15 protein-coding genes are annotated in these 18192 nt (G+C 43.7%); 8 read left to right on the forward strand and 7 right to left on the reverse strand.

The annotated features are described in order from the left end of the window. Positions 1-2 precede the first annotated feature (2 nt). From hemB to MN086_RS09510, 4 genes are all read left to right on the forward strand, one after another. Positions 3-974, forward strand: a complete 972-nt coding sequence (hemB, locus tag MN086_RS09495) for a porphobilinogen synthase (protein ID WP_248575772.1) — start codon at positions 3-5, stop codon at positions 972-974. A gap of 141 nt (positions 975-1115) precedes the next feature. Continuing rightward, positions 1116-2051: an ornithine carbamoyltransferase gene (argF, locus tag MN086_RS09500; protein ID WP_248575773.1), complete on the forward strand. Its 936-nt coding sequence runs from the start codon at positions 1116-1118 to the stop codon at positions 2049-2051. Then, positions 2052-3419, forward strand: coding sequence for an oxygen-independent coproporphyrinogen III oxidase (gene hemN / locus MN086_RS09505; protein ID WP_248575774.1), 1368 nt, complete (start codon positions 2052-2054; stop codon positions 3417-3419). A 117-nt stretch (positions 3420-3536) separates the two neighbouring features. Then, on the forward strand, positions 3537-4841 hold the full coding sequence (locus tag MN086_RS09510) for a (Fe-S)-binding protein (RefSeq protein ID WP_248575775.1): 1305 nt from the start codon (positions 3537-3539) through the stop codon (positions 4839-4841). On the opposite strand, the gene MN086_RS09515 is transcribed toward MN086_RS09510, so the two are convergent. Genes MN086_RS09515 through panB form a run of 6 tightly spaced genes read right to left on the reverse strand, consistent with a single transcriptional unit; the run spans position 4838 to position 9943 of the window. Then, the gene (locus MN086_RS09515; protein ID WP_248575776.1) at positions 4838-6082 is read right to left on the reverse strand and encodes an ArsS family sensor histidine kinase; all 1245 of its coding nucleotides are present in this window, start codon (positions 6080-6082) and stop codon (positions 4838-4840) included. The two genes, MN086_RS09510 and MN086_RS09515, sit on opposite strands and share 4 nt — an antisense overlap. Beyond that, positions 6079-6759 carry a response regulator transcription factor gene (locus tag MN086_RS09520; RefSeq protein WP_248577098.1) on the reverse strand — a complete coding sequence of 227 codons (681 nt, stop codon included), beginning with the start codon at positions 6757-6759 and terminating at the stop codon, positions 6079-6081. Before MN086_RS09520 ends, MN086_RS09515 begins: the two co-directional genes overlap by 4 nt. A 19-nt stretch (positions 6760-6778) precedes the next feature. Continuing rightward, positions 6779-7822 carry an AI-2E family transporter gene (locus MN086_RS09525; RefSeq protein ID WP_248575777.1) on the reverse strand — a complete coding sequence of 348 codons (1044 nt, stop codon included), beginning with the start codon at positions 7820-7822 and terminating at the stop codon, positions 6779-6781. After that, positions 7809-8822 carry a Holliday junction branch migration DNA helicase RuvB gene (gene ruvB, locus MN086_RS09530; protein ID WP_248575778.1) on the reverse strand — a complete coding sequence of 338 codons (1014 nt, stop codon included), beginning with the start codon at positions 8820-8822 and terminating at the stop codon, positions 7809-7811. The genes MN086_RS09525 and ruvB overlap by 14 nt, the downstream gene beginning before the upstream one ends. Positions 8823-8825: 3 nt before the next feature. Continuing rightward, positions 8826-9119, reverse strand: coding sequence for a BON domain-containing protein (locus MN086_RS09535; protein ID WP_248575779.1), 294 nt, complete (start codon positions 9117-9119; stop codon positions 8826-8828). Between the two features lie 11 nt (positions 9120-9130). Further along, on the reverse strand, positions 9131-9943 hold the full coding sequence (panB, locus tag MN086_RS09540) for a 3-methyl-2-oxobutanoate hydroxymethyltransferase (protein ID WP_248575780.1): 813 nt from the start codon (positions 9941-9943) through the stop codon (positions 9131-9133). Positions 9944-10112: 169 nt separating this feature from the next. Between panB and trpA the strand changes: the two genes are divergently transcribed. From trpA to MN086_RS09560, 4 genes are all read left to right on the forward strand, one after another. After that, on the forward strand, positions 10113-10853 hold the full coding sequence (gene trpA / locus MN086_RS09545; RefSeq protein ID WP_248575781.1) for a tryptophan synthase subunit alpha: 741 nt from the start codon (positions 10113-10115) through the stop codon (positions 10851-10853). A gap of 187 nt (positions 10854-11040) precedes the next feature. After that, positions 11041-11853, forward strand: coding sequence for a prolipoprotein diacylglyceryl transferase (gene lgt, locus MN086_RS09550; protein WP_248575782.1), 813 nt, complete (start codon positions 11041-11043; stop codon positions 11851-11853). Next, complete coding sequence (locus tag MN086_RS09555; RefSeq protein ID WP_248575783.1) at positions 11831-15232, forward strand: BadF/BadG/BcrA/BcrD ATPase family protein; 3402 nt, start codon at positions 11831-11833, stop codon at positions 15230-15232. Before lgt ends, MN086_RS09555 begins: the two co-directional genes overlap by 23 nt. Then, complete coding sequence (locus MN086_RS09560; RefSeq protein WP_248575784.1) at positions 15229-16749, forward strand: hypothetical protein; 1521 nt, start codon at positions 15229-15231, stop codon at positions 16747-16749. The genes MN086_RS09555 and MN086_RS09560 overlap by 4 nt, the downstream gene beginning before the upstream one ends. On the opposite strand, the gene MN086_RS09565 is transcribed toward MN086_RS09560, so the two are convergent. After that, complete coding sequence (locus MN086_RS09565) at positions 16746-18074, reverse strand: dicarboxylate/amino acid:cation symporter (protein ID WP_248575785.1); 1329 nt, start codon at positions 18072-18074, stop codon at positions 16746-16748. The genes MN086_RS09560 and MN086_RS09565 overlap by 4 nt on opposite strands. Between the last annotated feature and the right edge of the window lie 118 nt (positions 18075-18192).

The raw sequence follows: 18192 nt of genomic DNA on the forward strand, positions 1-18192 counted from the left end.
ATATGTTCGCACGTTTTAGAAGAAAAAGAATCAATCCGGTCCTAAGAGACCTCCTCCAGGAAACACACCTTAATGTCAATGACTTCATCTACCCGCTCTTTGCAAAAAGCGGTACAGGCATTAAAGAAGAAGTAGGCTCTATGCCCGGTGTGTTCCAAATGAGCATCGATGAGATCGTGAAGGAGTGTGATGAACTCAAAAAACTTGGTATCTACGCCATCATCCTATTTGGTATCCCGGACACCAAGGACTCTGTAGGGTCTGATGCACTGTGTGAGCATGGGATCATTGCTCAAACGGTACGTGAAATGAAGGCTGCACACCCCGATATGTTCGTAGTGACCGATCTCTGTTTCTGCGAATATACTGACCATGGGCACTGTGGTGTACTTGACCCGGTACTCCATACGGTTGACAATGACATTACACTTGACAACCTGGCAGCACAAGCCGTTGTGCATGCCAAAGCAGGTGCAGATATGATAGCCCCTTCAGGCATGATGGACGGGATGATCACTGCCATACGTAACGGACTGGATGAAGCGGGATTTGTCAACCTTCCTGTTATGTCATACTCTACCAAGTTTGCTTCGGCCTATTACGGGCCTTTCCGTGATGTGGCTGAATCCAGTCCGAGTTTTGGTGACAGAAGATCTTACCAGATGAACCCGGCAAACAGAAATGAAGCGATCCAGGAGAGTATAGAAGATGAAAAAGAGGGTGCAGACATCCTGATGGTCAAACCTGCACTTTCCTATCTGGATGTGGTAAGAGATGTAAAGAACAATACGTCACTGCCACTGGCTGTTTACAATGTCTCAGGTGAATACTCCATGCTCAAAATGGCAGCCAAAGCGGGTGTCATAGACTATGAGAAAGTGATGATGGAGACGCTTCTGTCATTTAAACGTGCCGGTGCGGATATCATTATCACCTATCATGCAAAAGAGGCAGCGATTCTTTTAAACAAATAGCCTGTTTACAACCCTGCACATACCTAAAAAGTGCAGGTTTCTACAACTTTCAACCCTTTTATGGTAGAATAATTTCTTTTAAATTTTCAACCCTTACTTACTCTATAAATATACAAGGTTGAAAGATATGAGGATACAGTGATGAGACACTTTTTAACACTCAAAGATTTCACCAAAGATGAGATCTTAGAGATGATAGCATTAGCACAGAAGATAAAAGCACAGACAAAGCAGCGCAAGTTCGTACCTTACATGGAACGTCAAACGCTTGGGATGATCTTTGAAAAAAGTTCTACCCGTACACGTGTGAGCTTTGAGACAGGCATCTACCAACTTGGTGGTGTGGGACTGTTCCTCTCTTCCAATGACATACAGTTAGGACGCGGTGAACCGATGAAAGATACGGCTCGTGTGATCAGCCGCATGGTCGATATGGTCATGATACGTACCTTTGAACAGTCAAAACTTGAAGAGTTCGCAAATTACTCTAAAGTTCCCGTGATCAACGGTCTCACTGACGCTTACCACCCTGTACAGCTCATGACTGATTACCTCACGATGATAGAACACGGGAAAGACAAGGATCCTGTGGTCGCCTATGTCGGTGACGGGAATAACATGACACACTCCTGGCTGATGCTTGCAGCAAAACTTGGATTTGAGCTGAGAGTGGCTACACCTAAAGGGTATGAGTGTGATGAAACCATCGTGAATGAAGCGCTTGAAATTGCCAAAGAGAGTGGTGCTAAGATCACCTTTGGGAACGATCCTAAAGAGGCTGTCAAAGATTGCGATGTCGTCACTACAGATACTTGGGTCTCTATGGGGCAAGAGGATGAAAAAGAAGAACGTCTTCGTGTATTTGACGGATATATGGTAGATGAAGCAATGATGTCATTGGCTAAATCTGATGCTATATTCCTGCACTGCTTGCCTGCATACAGAGGCTACGAAGTCAGTGAAGAGACGTTTGAAAAACACGAAGAGGTCATCTTTAGCGAAGCAGAGAACAGACTACATGCACAAAAAGGTATTATGGTGTGGTTAGATGCACATCGTAATGACAGAAACGACTAAATGAGCAATATAGATTTCGAAAAGTTCAGTAAATACTCTAAGCCGGGTCCCAGATACACCTCTTATCCTACAGCCTTGGAGTTCAGTGATGCCTTCAAGTATGAGGAGTATATACACTACCTGGAGAACGCAAAAGAGAAACTCTCACTGTATGTACACTTGCCTTTCTGTAGATCAGCATGTTATTTCTGTGGATGTAATGTGGTATTTACTTCCAAAGAGAAAAAACTCTCTGCTTACATAGAGTACTTGAAAAAAGAAGTAGATATTTTAGCTCAACATATCGATACATCCCGTGAAGTGATACAGTTTCACTTTGGCGGTGGTACCCCGACGTACTACAAAGCTTTTGAACTCGATGAGATCGTTACCTACATCAAATCAAAGTTTCCCAACTGGAGTCACGAGGCTGAGATCAGCTGCGAGATAGACCCCCGTTTCTTTAATGAAGATCAAATGAAGGTCTTTCAGAAACACGGTTTTAACCGTATAAGCTTTGGTGTACAGGACCTTGATGAAACAGTACAAAAAGAGATCCACCGTATACAACCTTTGGAACTCACTCAAAAAGCGGTCGAGCTGGCGAGAAAGTATGGGATAAAATCTATCAATACAGACTTCATCTATGGATTGCCTTACCAAACCCTGGAAACTTTCAAAAAGACGCTTGAACTTTCCACACAACTGAACCCGGACAGAGTAGCTGTCTTTAACTATGCCCATGTACCTTGGCTGATGAAAACACAGCGCAAGTTTGATGAAACGACACTGCCAACACCGGACGTAAAACTGCAGATCTTCCAGTATACTATTGACTTTTTTGAAAGTAATGGATATAAGATGGTTGGTATGGACCATTTCGCCAAACCCGAAGATGAACTTTTTGGGGCTATCGAAAAAGGTGAGCTTCACCGGAATTTTCAAGGCTACACGACAAAAGGCGGAGCGAACCTTGTGGGTATCGGTCTGACTAGTATTGGGGAGGGTGAGCGTTATTATGCGCAGAACACCAAAGATATGAAAGTCTATGAAGCTGCACTTGATGCGGGAAAACTGCCTTTTGAACGAGGTGTAAAGCTAAGTGATGATGACTATCTTCGGAAAGCAGTGATCATGGAGCTCATGGCCAACTTTTCTATCGATATGAAAAGAGTAGAGCGTGAGCATCATATAGATTTTAAAAGATATTTTGCCGATGCTTTAGATGCCTTGCAGGAGTTTGTTGAGGCTGATCTAGTTACCATCACAGAAGATAAGATCACCGTAAGTACCACAGGTACCCTGCTGATACGGAATATAGCGATGCCGTTTGATGCCTATATGAAAAAGTATGCCCAAAGCAAGAAAAGCTTTTCAAAAACGGTATAATACCCCATACATAATGTCGACCTGACGCTCTTGCAAGCGAAGTGATCCGAGACGGTCGATGATTTTTGCCTACTTTTTCTAAAAAAGTAGAGAACAAAACCTTGAATAAGAGGAATTATGAGTAAACAATTAGAAGATATTTTTAACTTTACGGATACCAGTGAAGCCTGTATCAAATGCGGGAAATGTATCCCGGTATGTACCATACACCAGGTCAATCCGGATGAAACGACCTCTCCTCGTGGGTTCATTGACCTTTTAGGTGCCTATCAACAAGGAGATTTGGAACTCGATAAAAATGCCAAAGATATTTTCGAATCTTGTTTCTTGTGTACCAACTGTGTTGATGTCTGCCCTAACTCATTGCCAACGGATATGATCATCGAAGAAGTACGTGCAGATATTGCCGATAAATTCGGTATTGCATGGTTCAAACGTGGATTTTTCTACCTGCTTCGCCACCGTAAGATCATGGACCTGATGATGAAACTTGGCTTCATGTTCAAAACCTGTGCATTGTCTGTGGATGAAAAAGGCAGAGGGCTTAAAGCAAGATTCTCCCTCCCGATGGTAAAGAAAGGAAGACTTCTTCCATCGTTAGCTAAAACAAGCTTTTTAAATAGCCATCCAGAAGAGATACCTGCACCTCTGCAAGAGAAGAAAAACCCTCGTGTAGCCATCTTTATTGGATGTCTTGCCAACTATAACTATACCGATATCGGTGAGAGTTTGGTCGAGATACTCAAACAATTGAATATTGATGTGTTCATCCCTAAAAAACAGCTCTGTTGCGGTGCACCTGCCTACTTTACAGGAGATGTTGATTCTGTAGAGTATATGACCAAAAAGAACATCGAATACTTTGAAGGGTTTATGGATGAGTGTGATGCCATGTTGATCCCTGAAGCAACCTGTTCAGCGATGGTCAAACATGACTGGCAGGTCTTCTTTGAAAACCATCATATGCCTGAATGGAAAGAACGTGCACAAAAAGTGGCTGAGAAGATCCATATGGCAACAGCATGGCTCTATAACAATACCGATCTAGAAAAGCTGTTGGAAGAAAAAGGCAAAAAGTTTGATGATGTGGTCACGTATCATGACCCTTGCCATGCGAGGAAAGTACAGGGTATCTGGCAAGAACCGCGTAATCTACTTGCGCAAAATTATCCGATGAAAGAGATGAGTGATCCAAACCGCTGCTGTGGATTTGGCGGGGTCACGATGCAAACGGAAAAATTCCATCTTGCAGAAGCTGCTGGAAAACCAAAAGCAGCCATGATCAATGATACTAAAGCCAAATATGTGAGTGCAGAGTGTAGTGCTTGTCGTGTACAGCTCAGTGAAGCGATGAACAATGCCGATGTGGAGACCATCTTCAAAAATCCTTTAGAGCTGATAGCTGAAGCCCTTAAGGATTAACCAAATCGGCAGGCATCCCCTGCCTTAATGACAAAGATATTATATCCGTCTACATATTTATACTCTAAACCACACCCTAACTTTTCCAAAATATTATGTACAATATAGAGTCCCAAGCCAAAACCAGAACTTCTTTTTTCCTCTTGTGAAAAAGGCTCTACATAGTAAGAGAGCGGATGCTGCAGTTTCTCACCTTTGGAACTGATCTCCAAACTATTGCCTACTGTCTTGAGTGTTACATGTTTGTCCTTACTGTACTTTATACCATTGTCCAGCAGGTTTTTAATGGCTAAAGAGAGCAGTTTGACATCCGTAGCCAAAGCAACATTTTTGACATCTACAGTCACATTATCTTTCGCCATCATCAAAAGTTCTTGACTTCTTCTTATCACTTCATCAAGCATCACATACTCAAAAGTAGGTTCAAAACTTTGCGTGGTCACCCTCTCTATCTCTGCAAGTTCTGAGATCAGTTCATTCATCCGTTCAAAGGCACGTACAAGTATCTTTTTACTCGCTTCATCCTCCATCATTTCGACCACGATACGCCCCTTGGTAATAGGCGTTTTAAGCTCATGCATCACGTTACGCATAAAAAGGTTTTTAGAGGTACTTAAAGCATTGATATGCACAATGGCATCATCAAAACTTTTTGCGATCTTACCGATCTCATCGTCATAGAGATAGGTAATACGTGTCTGCATATCACCCTGGGCAAATCTTTGTATCTGTTTATGTAATTTTTTTAAGGGGTAGAGCTTTCTTAAAACCGCCAAATAGAGTACAAGAAGCACGGCGATAAGAAACACACCCAAAGCTATGGCGATCTCGAAATAATAATTCTCCGGCCTGTCATCTTCCAATAAAAGATTATGCTGCATACGCTGTACATAGATATAATGTTCATCTTCGATTCTGAATACCCTTACCTGTCCAAGAGAAGAACCTCCGGTAAAGACTGTTTCACCCTCTGTCTCTATCTGCTTTTTGATCTTTGTGGCCTTCTTTTCAGAGAGCGGTTTTACACGTAGATCTCTGTAAAGTGCATCCAGGTCCTCTTTCCCCGGATTGAGCTGTAATTTTGAGAGAAAGGTAATGGAGATAAGCTGATAGCGTTTATACTCTTCGATCTTATGCCGGTCTTTATCCCAGGAGAGGAAAAGTAAAAATGTAGCGATCAAGATCAAAATGGCTACAGAGAAGAGAATATGTATAAAGGTGGTTACAGATAAGTTTCTCATACTCTGTCAGTTAAAAGGTATCCTACACCACGGATCGGTTTAATGTAGATGTTATCAGGATCGATCTTCGCGATCTTCTGTCTTATTCTTGAAATGATCACATCAATATTTTTAATAGAACTTTCATCATCAATATGTTCACTTTCATACAAAAGCTGCTCTCTTGAGACTGAACCGTTTTTATGCTGCAGGAGCATACCCAAGATATCATACTCTGCAGCTGTAAGCTCTAATGACTTACCTTTGAACCTGATCTCTCTGGCGTTAGGATCGGCAACAAAAAGTTCTTCTGTCTCCTGCACTTTCTCATCCACACTGTGTGTACGTCTCAAGATCGTTTTGATACGTGTCACCAGTTCTCTGGGGTCATAGGGTTTTGGCATATAGTCATCTGCACCACGCTCCATACCGATCACTTTATCGGTGATATCATCCCTAGCTGATGAGATAATAATAGGGATATTGCTGAGTTCACGTATTTTAGGGATCACTTCCAATCCATCCATACCCGGCAGGGTCAGATCTAAAATGATCAGATCAAAGTCATGCTGGGTTAAAAGTGACAGTCCTATATAGGGGTCTTCAGCACCTATGACTTCCATATCATATTTTGTAAGATAGTTTGTTAAGATGAGTGCCAATTCCGGATCATCTTCTATAATAAGTATTTTTATAATGATGTCTTCCTTATGTGACTTAAGTGATCAGTTTGCTTTGTTCTTTATGATTATAATCTATATATACTTTAGTAATCGCAATCAAAAATGAAGTGATCGCCGGCCCCAATATCATTCCCCAAAAGCCGTAGGTACTCATCCCTGCAATAATAGAGAAAAAGATAACGATCTCATTGATCTCTATCGTACTTTTCAATAGGTCCTTTTTGATCACTTTGATGATCACGGGTTTAATGAATGTATCGGCAATAATAGAGATCACAATAATAGAATAAGCCGCAATAAAAATGGCTGTGTTTGCATCCATATTTGACCATGAGTACATTGACACCGGTATCCAGACGACAGCCCCTCCGATGACAGGTATCAATGATGCAAAACCATAAATCACACCGAAAAGCAGCCCGTTAAATCCGAAATAACTCGCCATGATCCCAAAGAGAAAGCCTTCAAAAATAGCGGTTACTATAATAGAATAAAAGACCACTTCCATCGTAGAAGAGACCTCATGTATCATCTTAGCACTTTTCATCCTGCTCACAGGCATCAGTGCACGTATCAGATCAAAAAAACCTTCTCCATAGAAGTTAAAGAGGAAATAAAAAACAAGTACAAGGATCATGTTCTTCACAAACCCCAGGCCCGCACTTCCTGCTGTTGTCATGTAAGAGGTTGACTTTTGGATATACTCCGCGATCCTTGCATCACTCAAACCTACCTGACTCCACTCTTTGAGATAGGGTATCTTTTCTGTAAAGGTTTGAACGGCCGAGGTCACCTCATTGATCGTTGCAATATCGAGTTGAGCGATATACCCTACCCCTGTAGTTGCCATATAGATGATAGGTGCAAAAAGTATCAAGATTAAAAGTGACGAAGTGAACATAGCACTTAACTTTCTGGAATTAAAATACTTGATCAACTTTTTTGTCAGGTTGTACGTTGCCATAGTCAGTAACATTGCCACCACTATCGAGAGTAAAAAGGGTTTATAGATACTATAGGCACCCATCAGTGAAAGCACAAAAAGTATGGTGATCGTGATACTCTTATTCGTTATCAAAAAGTCCGTCCTTCACTCCGCCAAGCTTAAAATGTTCATAACTCTTTTGTGTAGCGATACGGCCACGTGCGGTTCTTTCTATATACCCATTGGCTATCAGGTAAGGTTCCAGGACATCCTCGATCGTACCTTCATCTTCACTCAGTGCTGCCCCTATGGTACTTAGTCCCATCGGTTTGTTTTTTGCTGAGACAAGCAGCTCCAAAAGCTGTATATCCTGTTCATCAAACCCTAAATTATTGACGCCCAGTTCATCCAAGGCATATCGGGCTCTTTGCAACGTTACTTCTTCTTCATTCGCCACTTCAGAGAAGTCTCTCACACGTTTAAGCAGACGAAGTGCGATACGCGGTGTGCCCCTGCTTCTGCGTGCTATCTCCGTCGCCGCATGTTTCTGGGCCGGTTTTTCCAATTTCTGAGCGGCCTGTGCAACGATCTGGGCTAACTCATCAGGCGTATAGAACTGCATCCGGAAATGCATACCAAAACGCTCTCTAAGAGGGTTAGAAAGCATACCTGCTCTTGTCGTTGCCCCGATCAGCGTAAAACGGGGTAGATCTATCTTTACCGTTTGTGCCGCAGGTCCGGAACCTATAATGATGTCCAAACGGAAATCCTCCATCGCCGGATAGAGTATCTCTTCTATAGCAGGAGACATACGATGGATCTCATCGATGAAGAGGATGTCACCCTCTTCGATATTGGTAAGCAGTGCCGCCAGATCTCCCGCTTTTTCGATCATCGGTGCAGCGGTCGTCTTGATATTCGCCCCCATCTCTGTAGAGATGATATTTGCAATGGTCGTTTTCCCTAGGCCTGGAGGTCCAAAAAAGAGAATGTGGTCTAACGCCTCTTCCCTTTTTTTACTCGCTTCTATAAAAACCTTTAAATTCTTTTTGATCTTCTCTTGACCGATATACTCATCCCATGAACTAGGACGAAGTGTTGCTTCATACGAAACCTCTTCGTCAAAACGTTCTATTTCAACCATACGTTCCATCTCTTACTCTACCACCAATCGATTGACTACTATGCCTGAACCTTCAACGGAACGTGCTACTGAACCTGCCATAAATTTCTGCTTTTGCGTATGAACAGCACCCCATAAAATATTTTTACCGTTATGTGTATTCACTTTAATATCCATAGTACGTAATGTCTGCGTTGTCAACAGTTTCTCTTCTATGTCAGAAGCGGAACCTGCTCTGGCTACCGGACTATATACCGATCTATTATCACTGCAGCCATTCAAGCATAATCCTGTAGCCATTCCCATAGCAAGTAACTCTTTAGTCATTTTTGACTGTCTTAATAGGTATATTCATCACTAGGAAATTCTCTGGATTTGACTTCATTGCGGTATGATTCAAGCCCTTCACGTACCTGTTTTGCCCCGTCAAAATACTGCTTGACGAACTTCGGTTTAAAGGATTCAAAGAATCCGAACATATCACTCCAGACAAGGACCTGCCCATCTGTGGCATTCCCTGCCCCTATACCTATGGTCGGTACAGAGACCGCTTCTGTGATCGCTTTTGCCGCTTCTGCTTTCACCCCTTCCACTACGATGGCAAATGCACCGGCAGCTTCGATCGCTTTGGCATCTTCAACCAATCTATCGATGTCAGCCTGTTCTTTCCCCCGTATTTTATAGCCACCCTCGCTGCGTATGAACTGTGGCATCAGCCCTATGTGCCCAAGGACTGCAATGGAGTTTTGTGTCAGGGCCTCAACAATATGTGCTCTCTCTTTACCGCCTTCTATCTTGACCGCTTGTGCATTGGTCTCCTGATACGCTCTTGTTGCATTTTTGACTGCATCTTCAGGTGTCATGTACGTACCAAAAGGCATATCCAATACGATCACAGGCAGTGTTGCACCATTGCATACGGCTTGTGTATGGTAGATCATCTGATCCATGGTTGCAGAGAGTGTGTCTTCTTTCCCCAGAAAACTCATGTTAAGACTATCCCCGACAAGTATCATCTCTACTTCACCATCAAAAATTTTTGCGAACAATGCATCATAGGCTGTCACCATTGTAATAGGTTCTTCTCCCTTCATCTTTGCAATGGTCGTTAAAGTTACTTTTTTTTCTATTCTTGGGGTATGGATACTCATCATCTTCCTACATAATCTTGTATTTCCTACACGTCTTTGCCTTGCTTAGAGCGCTTCGGTTTTAACACTAAAGAGCAGAAATTCCTCTTCTCATCTTAATGTTTCTCATTTTATCTAAAAAATGTATAATAACAAAAATATATTACATATTGTCATAAAAGAGTTCACATTGAAAAATTTAGTTGCCTATATTACCACCGGTTTTCCTTCATTGGAATTTACAGTTGATGCTGCTTTGGCTTTAGCCGAAGCAGGTGTAGATACCCTTGAACTGGGCATGCCTTTTTCAGATCCTGTAGCAGATGGACCCGTCATTGAAAAAGCCAACCTCAAAGCCCTGGAGAACGGTTTTAAACTTGCCCATCTCTTTGAAGCATCTGCGAAGATAGCGCCTCATATCGATACCCTATGGATGGGATACTTCAACCCTTTCTACCATAAAGGCTTGGATACGTTCATTCGTGAAGCAAACAAGGCCGGAGTGAACGGTTTCATTATTCCGGACCTTCCTTTGGAAGAAGCGAAACCCTATAAACCGGCCATAGAAGCTGCGGGGTTGACCCTTATAGATTTCATTGCGCCTACAGACTCCAAAGCACGTATTGAACAGATCGTAACTGATGCAAAAAAATTCATCTACCTCGTGGCGTATGCCGGTATTACAGGTTCTGGACAAAGTGAAGATCTGCAGCCGATCATCACCGATATCAAATCCTTTACAGATACACCAGTCTATGTGGGATTCGGGGTAGATGAAAATACTGCCCAAGAGAAAGCCAAAGGGGTAGACGGGGTGATCGTAGGTTCTGCCTTTGTCAAGGTCCTTTTAGATGAACAATTAAGCCATAGCCAAAAGATCACGAAGATCTCTGCTCTTGCCAGAGAGATCAAAGAAAAAATAAACAGCTAAAAAGGGGAATCTTATGGATGAAGGTATAAAAATCGGTATCATTCTGCTCATTGCATCTATTATTGTCGTAGGTGGCGGATATTATTATATGACAAAAAAGCTCCCAAAAGAGTAATTATTCTATCCATAAAAGTCTATTAAATAATTTCGAGTATAATACTCTGAATTACAGAAAGGGTTATACTCTATGGAACATTTTATCTGGAACGTCAATCCCAATATCTTGGAATTAGGTCCTTTGCAGCTCCGTTGGTATGGACTGCTCTTTGTGGGTTCTTTTTTTCTTGGACTTATGATCCTTACCAAGATCTATAAACGTGAAGGCAAAGATCCTGCAGTCCTTGATGCTATGCTGATCTATATCATGGTAGGTGCTGTACTGGGTTCACGCTTGGTACATTGTTTCTTCTATGAACCGGAGTTTTATCTTTCTCGTCCATTGGAGATACTCAAAGTATGGAAAGGTGGACTTGCGAGTCATGGCGGACTTGCGGGTGTGCTGATCGCGCTTTATCTGTTTGCAAAACGTTACCATACACCCTATATGTGGCTACTTTCACGTGTATCCATTCCTGGTGCGCTTACTGCGGCCTTTGTGCGTTTTGGCAATCTTTTCAATTCAGAGATACTGGGACTTCCAAGTGACAAACCCTGGGCTATCATCTTTGCACGTGTAGATATGATCCCTAGACACCCCGTGCAACTCTATGAAGCCTTTTCCTATCTCATCATTTTACTCCTGCTAGTTACCGTCTATCGTAAAGTGACACCTTCTTTTGCAACCAAGATACTTCCATCTCTCTTTTTAGTTACTGTCTTTACTGCACGTTTCTTTTTGGAATATACCAAGACCAGACAGGCAGCCTATACGACCGAACTCCCTTTTACAACAGGGCAGATGTTAAGCATACCTTATATAATATTGGGTATCTTATGGATGATATGGGCATTTAAAAGTGTATCGAAGGATCAAAAATATGACAAAGCCTCACATAGCTAAATATACACTCGGTATTGACATCGGTTCAACTACCGTCAAGTATGTAGTATGTGATGAGCACTTTCACATACTCCAAAAAGCCTACACTCCCCACGATACCAAACAAGCCCCGACACTTTTAAGACTCCTTCAAGAACTCTCAGAAACACACCCCGATCTCTATAACCACATAGACAAAGTCTACATCACCGGTTCAGGAGCCACCCGTATAGCACCAACGATCAATGCGCGCTTTGTACAAGAGGTCAATGCGGTTGTCCTGGCCGTAGAGCACCTCCATCCTGATGTACGTGCTGTAGTCGAACTGGGTGGGCAGGATGCAAAGATCATGCACTTTAAAGTCAGCGAAGATGGCAAAAAATCCGTACTGAGTTCTATGAATGACAAATGTGCTTCGGGTACGGGAGCTACGATCGAGAAATGTACGATGAAAGTAGGGATGGAGAGCGATGAGGTTCAGAAACTCTCTTTTGAAACGGACAAACTTCACCACGTAGCGGCCAAATGCGGTGTCTTTGCCGAGACAGACATCGTGAACCTCGTCAAAACCTCTGTACCATCCCATGAGATCATGAACTCGCTAGCCGATGCCATCGTGATGCAAAACCTCACGGTATTGACGCGTGGGAATACCCTTATGCCCAAAGTCCTGCTTCTTGGAGGTCCCAACACCTATTTGCCATTTTTACAAGAGTGTTGGCGTATGCGTATCAGTGAACTTTGGGATGAGCGTGGCGTAAAGTATAACAAAGAGAAGATCGATGAACTCATCGTCGTACCTGACAATGCCCAGTATTACGCTGCATTAGGGGCTGTGATCTTTGGTGAAGGTGAAGCGAACCATGACAAACCATTTACAGGCCTTATCCAGCTCAAGACCCTGGTCGATACAGGTGGTGTAACACAAAATGACAATGATGACACGCCTCTGGTTTCCACTCCTGAAGAGTTACAAGCCTTTCAAGAGCAGTACACGATCAAAGCCTTCACACCTCCTGTACTAAAAGAAAAAACCACCTGTTTCCTGGGGATAGACGGGGGCTCTACCTCTTCCAAAGCTGTCTTGTGTGATGCACAGGGGGAACTGCTCTTAAAGGTTTACCAGCTCTCCAAAGGGAACCCCATAGAAGATACTCTGGAGCTGCTGCAAAAGATACAGGCACAAGACCCGGAACACTTCTATGACATCCAGGGTTTAGGTGTAACGGGGTACGCTGCGGATGTACTGGGCGGCGCGCTCAATGCAGATGCGAACATCATCGAAACCATTGCGCATATGAAAAGTGCCCAAAAGGCCTTCGGAGAAGATATCAATGTCATCTGTGATATCGGAGGACAGGATATCAAAGTCCTTTTTATGGAAAACGGTATGATGAAGAACTTCCGTCTCTCCAACCAGTGTTCTGCAGGAAACGGGACCCTGCTTCAAAGCATGGCAAAACAGTTCGGTGTGCCAGTAGAACACTATGCAGACACCGCCTTTACAGCCAAGAAAGCGCCCCTCTTCAATTATGGATGTGCGGTGTTCCTGGACACCGACAGGGTCAACTTTCAGAAAGAGGGCTACAGCAAAGAGGAGCTCTTTGCAGGCATTGCCAAAGTACTCCCTAAAAATGTCTGGCAGTATGTCGTACAGGCACCTAACCTTGCTGCTTTTGGAGACCATTTTGTGCTGCAAGGCGGTACCCAGTACAACCAGGCAGCACTCAAGGCCCAGGTGGACTACATCAAAGAGAAAGTACCTCATGCCAGAGTAGATGTGCACCCCCACCCAGGAGAAGCAGGTGCCTACGGCGCGGCCCTGGAAGCCAAAGCGATGGTCGAAGAACGCGGATACGCAACCTTTGTGGGTATGGAAGAGGCGTTACAGATGACCTATACCTCCAGAACCGATGAAAGCACACGCTGTCACTTTTGCAGTATCAACTGTTCCCGTACCTTTATAGACACTCAAACCCCATCCTCTGACACGGTACGCTACATCGCAGGGTTCTCCTGTGAAGAGGGTACTGTGGAGTCCCATGAAGCACTCAAACTGCTTAAAGAGAGTAGAAAATCCTTGCAGAAGAACACCCCTAATCTTGTCAAAAAAGAGTCTATGGCACTCTTTGCACCTACCTATAATCTGGAAACCAAACCTACTGCTTCCACACAGATCAAAGAGCAGCAGGTCAAAGTGACACTGGGCGGCTGGGGACCGACAATAAGAAAAGAGATCAGCAGAAACTTTGTAGAGAGTAGCCAAGAGAGCAAAGCATACAGACAGAACCTGCAGATAGCCATACCCAAAGTGCTGAACATCTACTCTCTGGCTCCTTTTTTACGTACCTATCTTGAAGCACTTGACCTTAGTCCTATGCAGATACAGTTTTCAGGTTTTTCCAATGAAGACATGTTCCTGGAAGGGGCGAAATACGGTTCCGTAGACTCATGTTACCCGGCCAAAGTAGCCCAGTCTCATGTCTATGCTTTGATGTATTCTAAAAAGTTTGCCAAAAAACAGTTTGATCATCTCTGGTTCCCTGCAGTCACCCATCTTCCTGGCTATCTCAAACATACGATGGGTCAAACCTCCTGTCCTATCATCTCGGGTACACCCAAAGTGGTCTACTCTGCATTCACCAAAGAGAAAAATCTCTTTGAAGAAAAAGGTATCGATTATGTGGAAGATGCGCTCAATTTTGACAATCCCGACCTGCTGAAAAAACAGCTTTTTCACACCTGGAAAGATAAGCTGCGTATCACAGAGGATGAGAATAACTGGGCAGTAGAGCAGGCATGGAAGGCTTTAGATCAAAATGATGCAGAGATCATGAAAGAGGGACGCGCTATCTTGGATGAAGCCGTAGCCAATGACGAGATCGTGATCTTGTTATTGGGACGTCCTTACCATTCAGATCCGGGACTCAATCATGAAGTCCTGGATGAGTTCCAATCTCTAGGGTTCAAAACACTCTCTATGCGTGCCATTCCCAAAGATAAAGACTATCTGATGCACTACTTCAAAGAGGATGTTGACATGGGCTATAGTGAATCACCTTATGATATACGCGATGTGTGGGCAGAAAATTTTTCAACCAATTCTGCACAGAAGGTCTGGGCAGCCAAATTTGCAGCACGTCATCCCAATGTTGCCGTACTTGACCTTTCCAGTTTCAAATGCGGCCATGATGCACCCACCTACGCGATCATTGACAAGATCTTAGGAGCAAGCCGCACACCGCATTTGACCCTTCATGACATCGATGCCAACAAACCCGGCGGGTCCATCAAGATACGTGTGAAAACCTTTGCCTATACACTCGAACAGTATCAAAAAAGGCTTACCCAACCACAACAAACAACCTACACTACAATAGAAGAGGAGATAAAAGTATGAGTGAAGTATGCAGCAACATGAGACCTCCCCAAAGCAATGGTGACCTATCGTTCATCAATACAACCCAAACACAATGGAGGGATGTACCGCAAGAAGCTATAGACTATGCCCCCAAAGAGGAAACCATTCTGCTCTCAGGCGGATTGACCATTTTGCAGGATAAGCTCATACAGTCTGCCCTGCAGTCACTGGGGGAGAATTATATCTCCATCCCCAACCCCGATTTTGAATCCTTTCAAAAAGGGAAAGCTTTTGGAAACAGGGGCCAGTGCAATCCTACCTATTTCACTGTGGGGAACCTCGTCAAGTACTTACAAAAGCTCCGTGATGAGAAGGGCCTCAGCAGTGAAGAGATCGTACGAAAATATGTCTACATCACTGCGGGCGGTTGCGGGCCGTGTCGTTTTGGTATGTATATCACCGAATATAAAAAAGCCTTAAGAGATGCAGGTTTTGACGGCCTCAGGATCACCTCTTTTGACCATGACAAGGGGATCTTTCAGGGAGATGAGATCGATGACGGGATCTTGAACTTCACCCCTAACTTTTTCATCACGCTCACCAAGTCTGTGATCATCGGTGATATCATGAATATCCTTGGCTACAAGATGCGCCCCTATGAAATAGAAGTTGGCAGTGTCGATGCAGCGATGAAACAGTGTGAAGATCTTGTCTCTAAAGCATTCCTGGAAAAAAAGAGTCTGGTAAAAACATTGTGGAAATGCCGAAGTATCTTAGAAGAGGTCAAACTCGACCGCCTGCAGCCTAAAGCCAAGGTTATGGTCATGGGCGAATTTTGGGCAGCGATGACAGAAGGTGACGGAAACTACAACCTGCATCGCTTTTTGGAATCTGAGGGTGCAGAGTGCATACCCCAGCCTATCATCAACCGTCTGCTTTTAAATCTGTGGGAAGCAGAACGTGCGTTACACAAAAAAGAACATCTCCAGGTTGAAGATGCCAAAAAAGTAGACTTCTCTTCTGTGAAAACACGGGTGCTTATCAAACTGGGCAAGGCAGCGATCAAAACTCATTTTTCCCTCTACGCAAAAGCCATAGGTCTCCATGACTATGAGATACCTGACATGGATAAACTTGCCCGTTTGGGAGAAGAGTACTATACGCTTGACTGTGACGGTGGTGAAGGACATTTGGAGGTCGCACACCTAATCGAGAGCGTCAAAGAGAACATTGCACACCTTGTCATCTCCGTTAAACCTTTTGGATGCATGCCCTCTTCTTCCGTTTCGGACGGTGTCCAATCGCTGGTTACAAGTCGTTTCCCTGAAGCCAATTTTCTTGCTATCGAAACCTCAGGAGAAGGTGCAGCGAACTTTTACTCACGTGTACAGATGGCTCTCTTCAAAGCAAAACAGGCAGCAAAAGAGGAGTTTGAAAATATAACGCTGCCAGAAGAGATACCAGAGAAGATACATAACTATCTCTATCAGCCTAAAAGCCAAAAAGCAGGTACGACGTCACAGTTGATCGCCAGTCTGGAAGAGAGAAGGCTTTAGCCCTCTTCTGTCTTGTGAATAATTTCAGCCAGTCCCTCTTCTTCGGCTTCATCAATATCCAGCTTTTCCACTATCCCTGCTTCAGGATCTCTAAATACTGAACTATCCAACTCTTTTTCACTTTGAGCCACCACACAGGTCACCACAGCATCACCTGTGATATTGACAGCAGTACGTATCATATCAAGCAGTCTATCTACACCCAGGATGAGTCCTATCCCTTCTACGGGAAGTCCTACCTGCACAAAGACCATCGAGAGCATGATAAGCCCGACACCTGGTACACCTGCTGTTCCTATGGAAGCCAGAACCGACATCAATATCACCGTCAGATAACCACTTAAGCCCAGTTCAACACCATAGACATTGGCTATAAAAACCGTAGCCACTCCCTGCATGATCGCTGTACCATCCATATTGATCGTGGCCCCAAAAGGTACGGTGAATGAAGCCACCGAGTTATCCACCCCCATACGCTTTGTCACAGACCTAAGTGTGACCGGTATGGTCGCATTGGAACTTGCCGTGGAAAAGGCAAATACCTGTGCATCCCGTATCTTTTGTAAGAAGAGTTTAGGACTCAGACCGGAAAAAAGTTTCAATATGAACATCAAGGTACCAAAAAGATGGAGTAGTAATGCCGCCACAAGCACCAATACATACCCGGCCAAACTGATCAGAAGGTCCAAACCCAGTTCCGAGATCGCTTTGGCAAGCAATGCAAACACAGCAACAGGTGCTACAGACATGATGATATTGACCATATGCATCATCGCTTCATTGAGCACTTCTATACCTTCTGCAATATTTTGTGCTTTTTTCCCTACCATTAAAAGTGAGATACCGAACAAAATAGAGAAGAAGATGATCTGCAACATATTACCTGAAGCAAAGGCGTTGATGACATTGTCAGGGATAATGTTGATCAGGACTTCTGAAAGAGGCGGTGCTTCTTTACCTGTAAAGGTCGTTGTGGTAGTACCATTAGCCCCCGAACCTGGAGATACTATCACCGCCAGACCTATAGCCACAGCGATAGCGATAGCCGTCGTGAGCAGATACAGCCCAAATGACTTGACCCCCACGCTTCCCAACTTCCGTACATCACCTATACCCAGTACCCCCGAGATAAGTGAAAAGAAGACCAACGGGACCACAAGCATCTTCAGTGAAGTAATGAACATCTTGCCTATGATATAGAAGATCCCCCCTACGATATACTCCTGCACAAAACTGCCTTCACTGTTCCAGCCATTAACATTGATCACCAGTCCTACGATGATTCCCAAGAGCATCGCCCATAGTACTTTTTGTGTAAGTGTCATACCCATTTCCCTCTTATTGTATATTGCTAAACTATAGCTACCCTATTCATGGTTGCATTATAACAAAAAACACTCTTTTCTCACCCTATTGACAAAGTAACTTAAATGTGTTAATATC

It is taken from the genome of Sulfurovum sp. XGS-02 (assembly GCF_023213175.1).
Taxonomy (GTDB): Bacteria; Campylobacterota; Campylobacteria; order Campylobacterales; family Sulfurovaceae; genus Sulfurovum.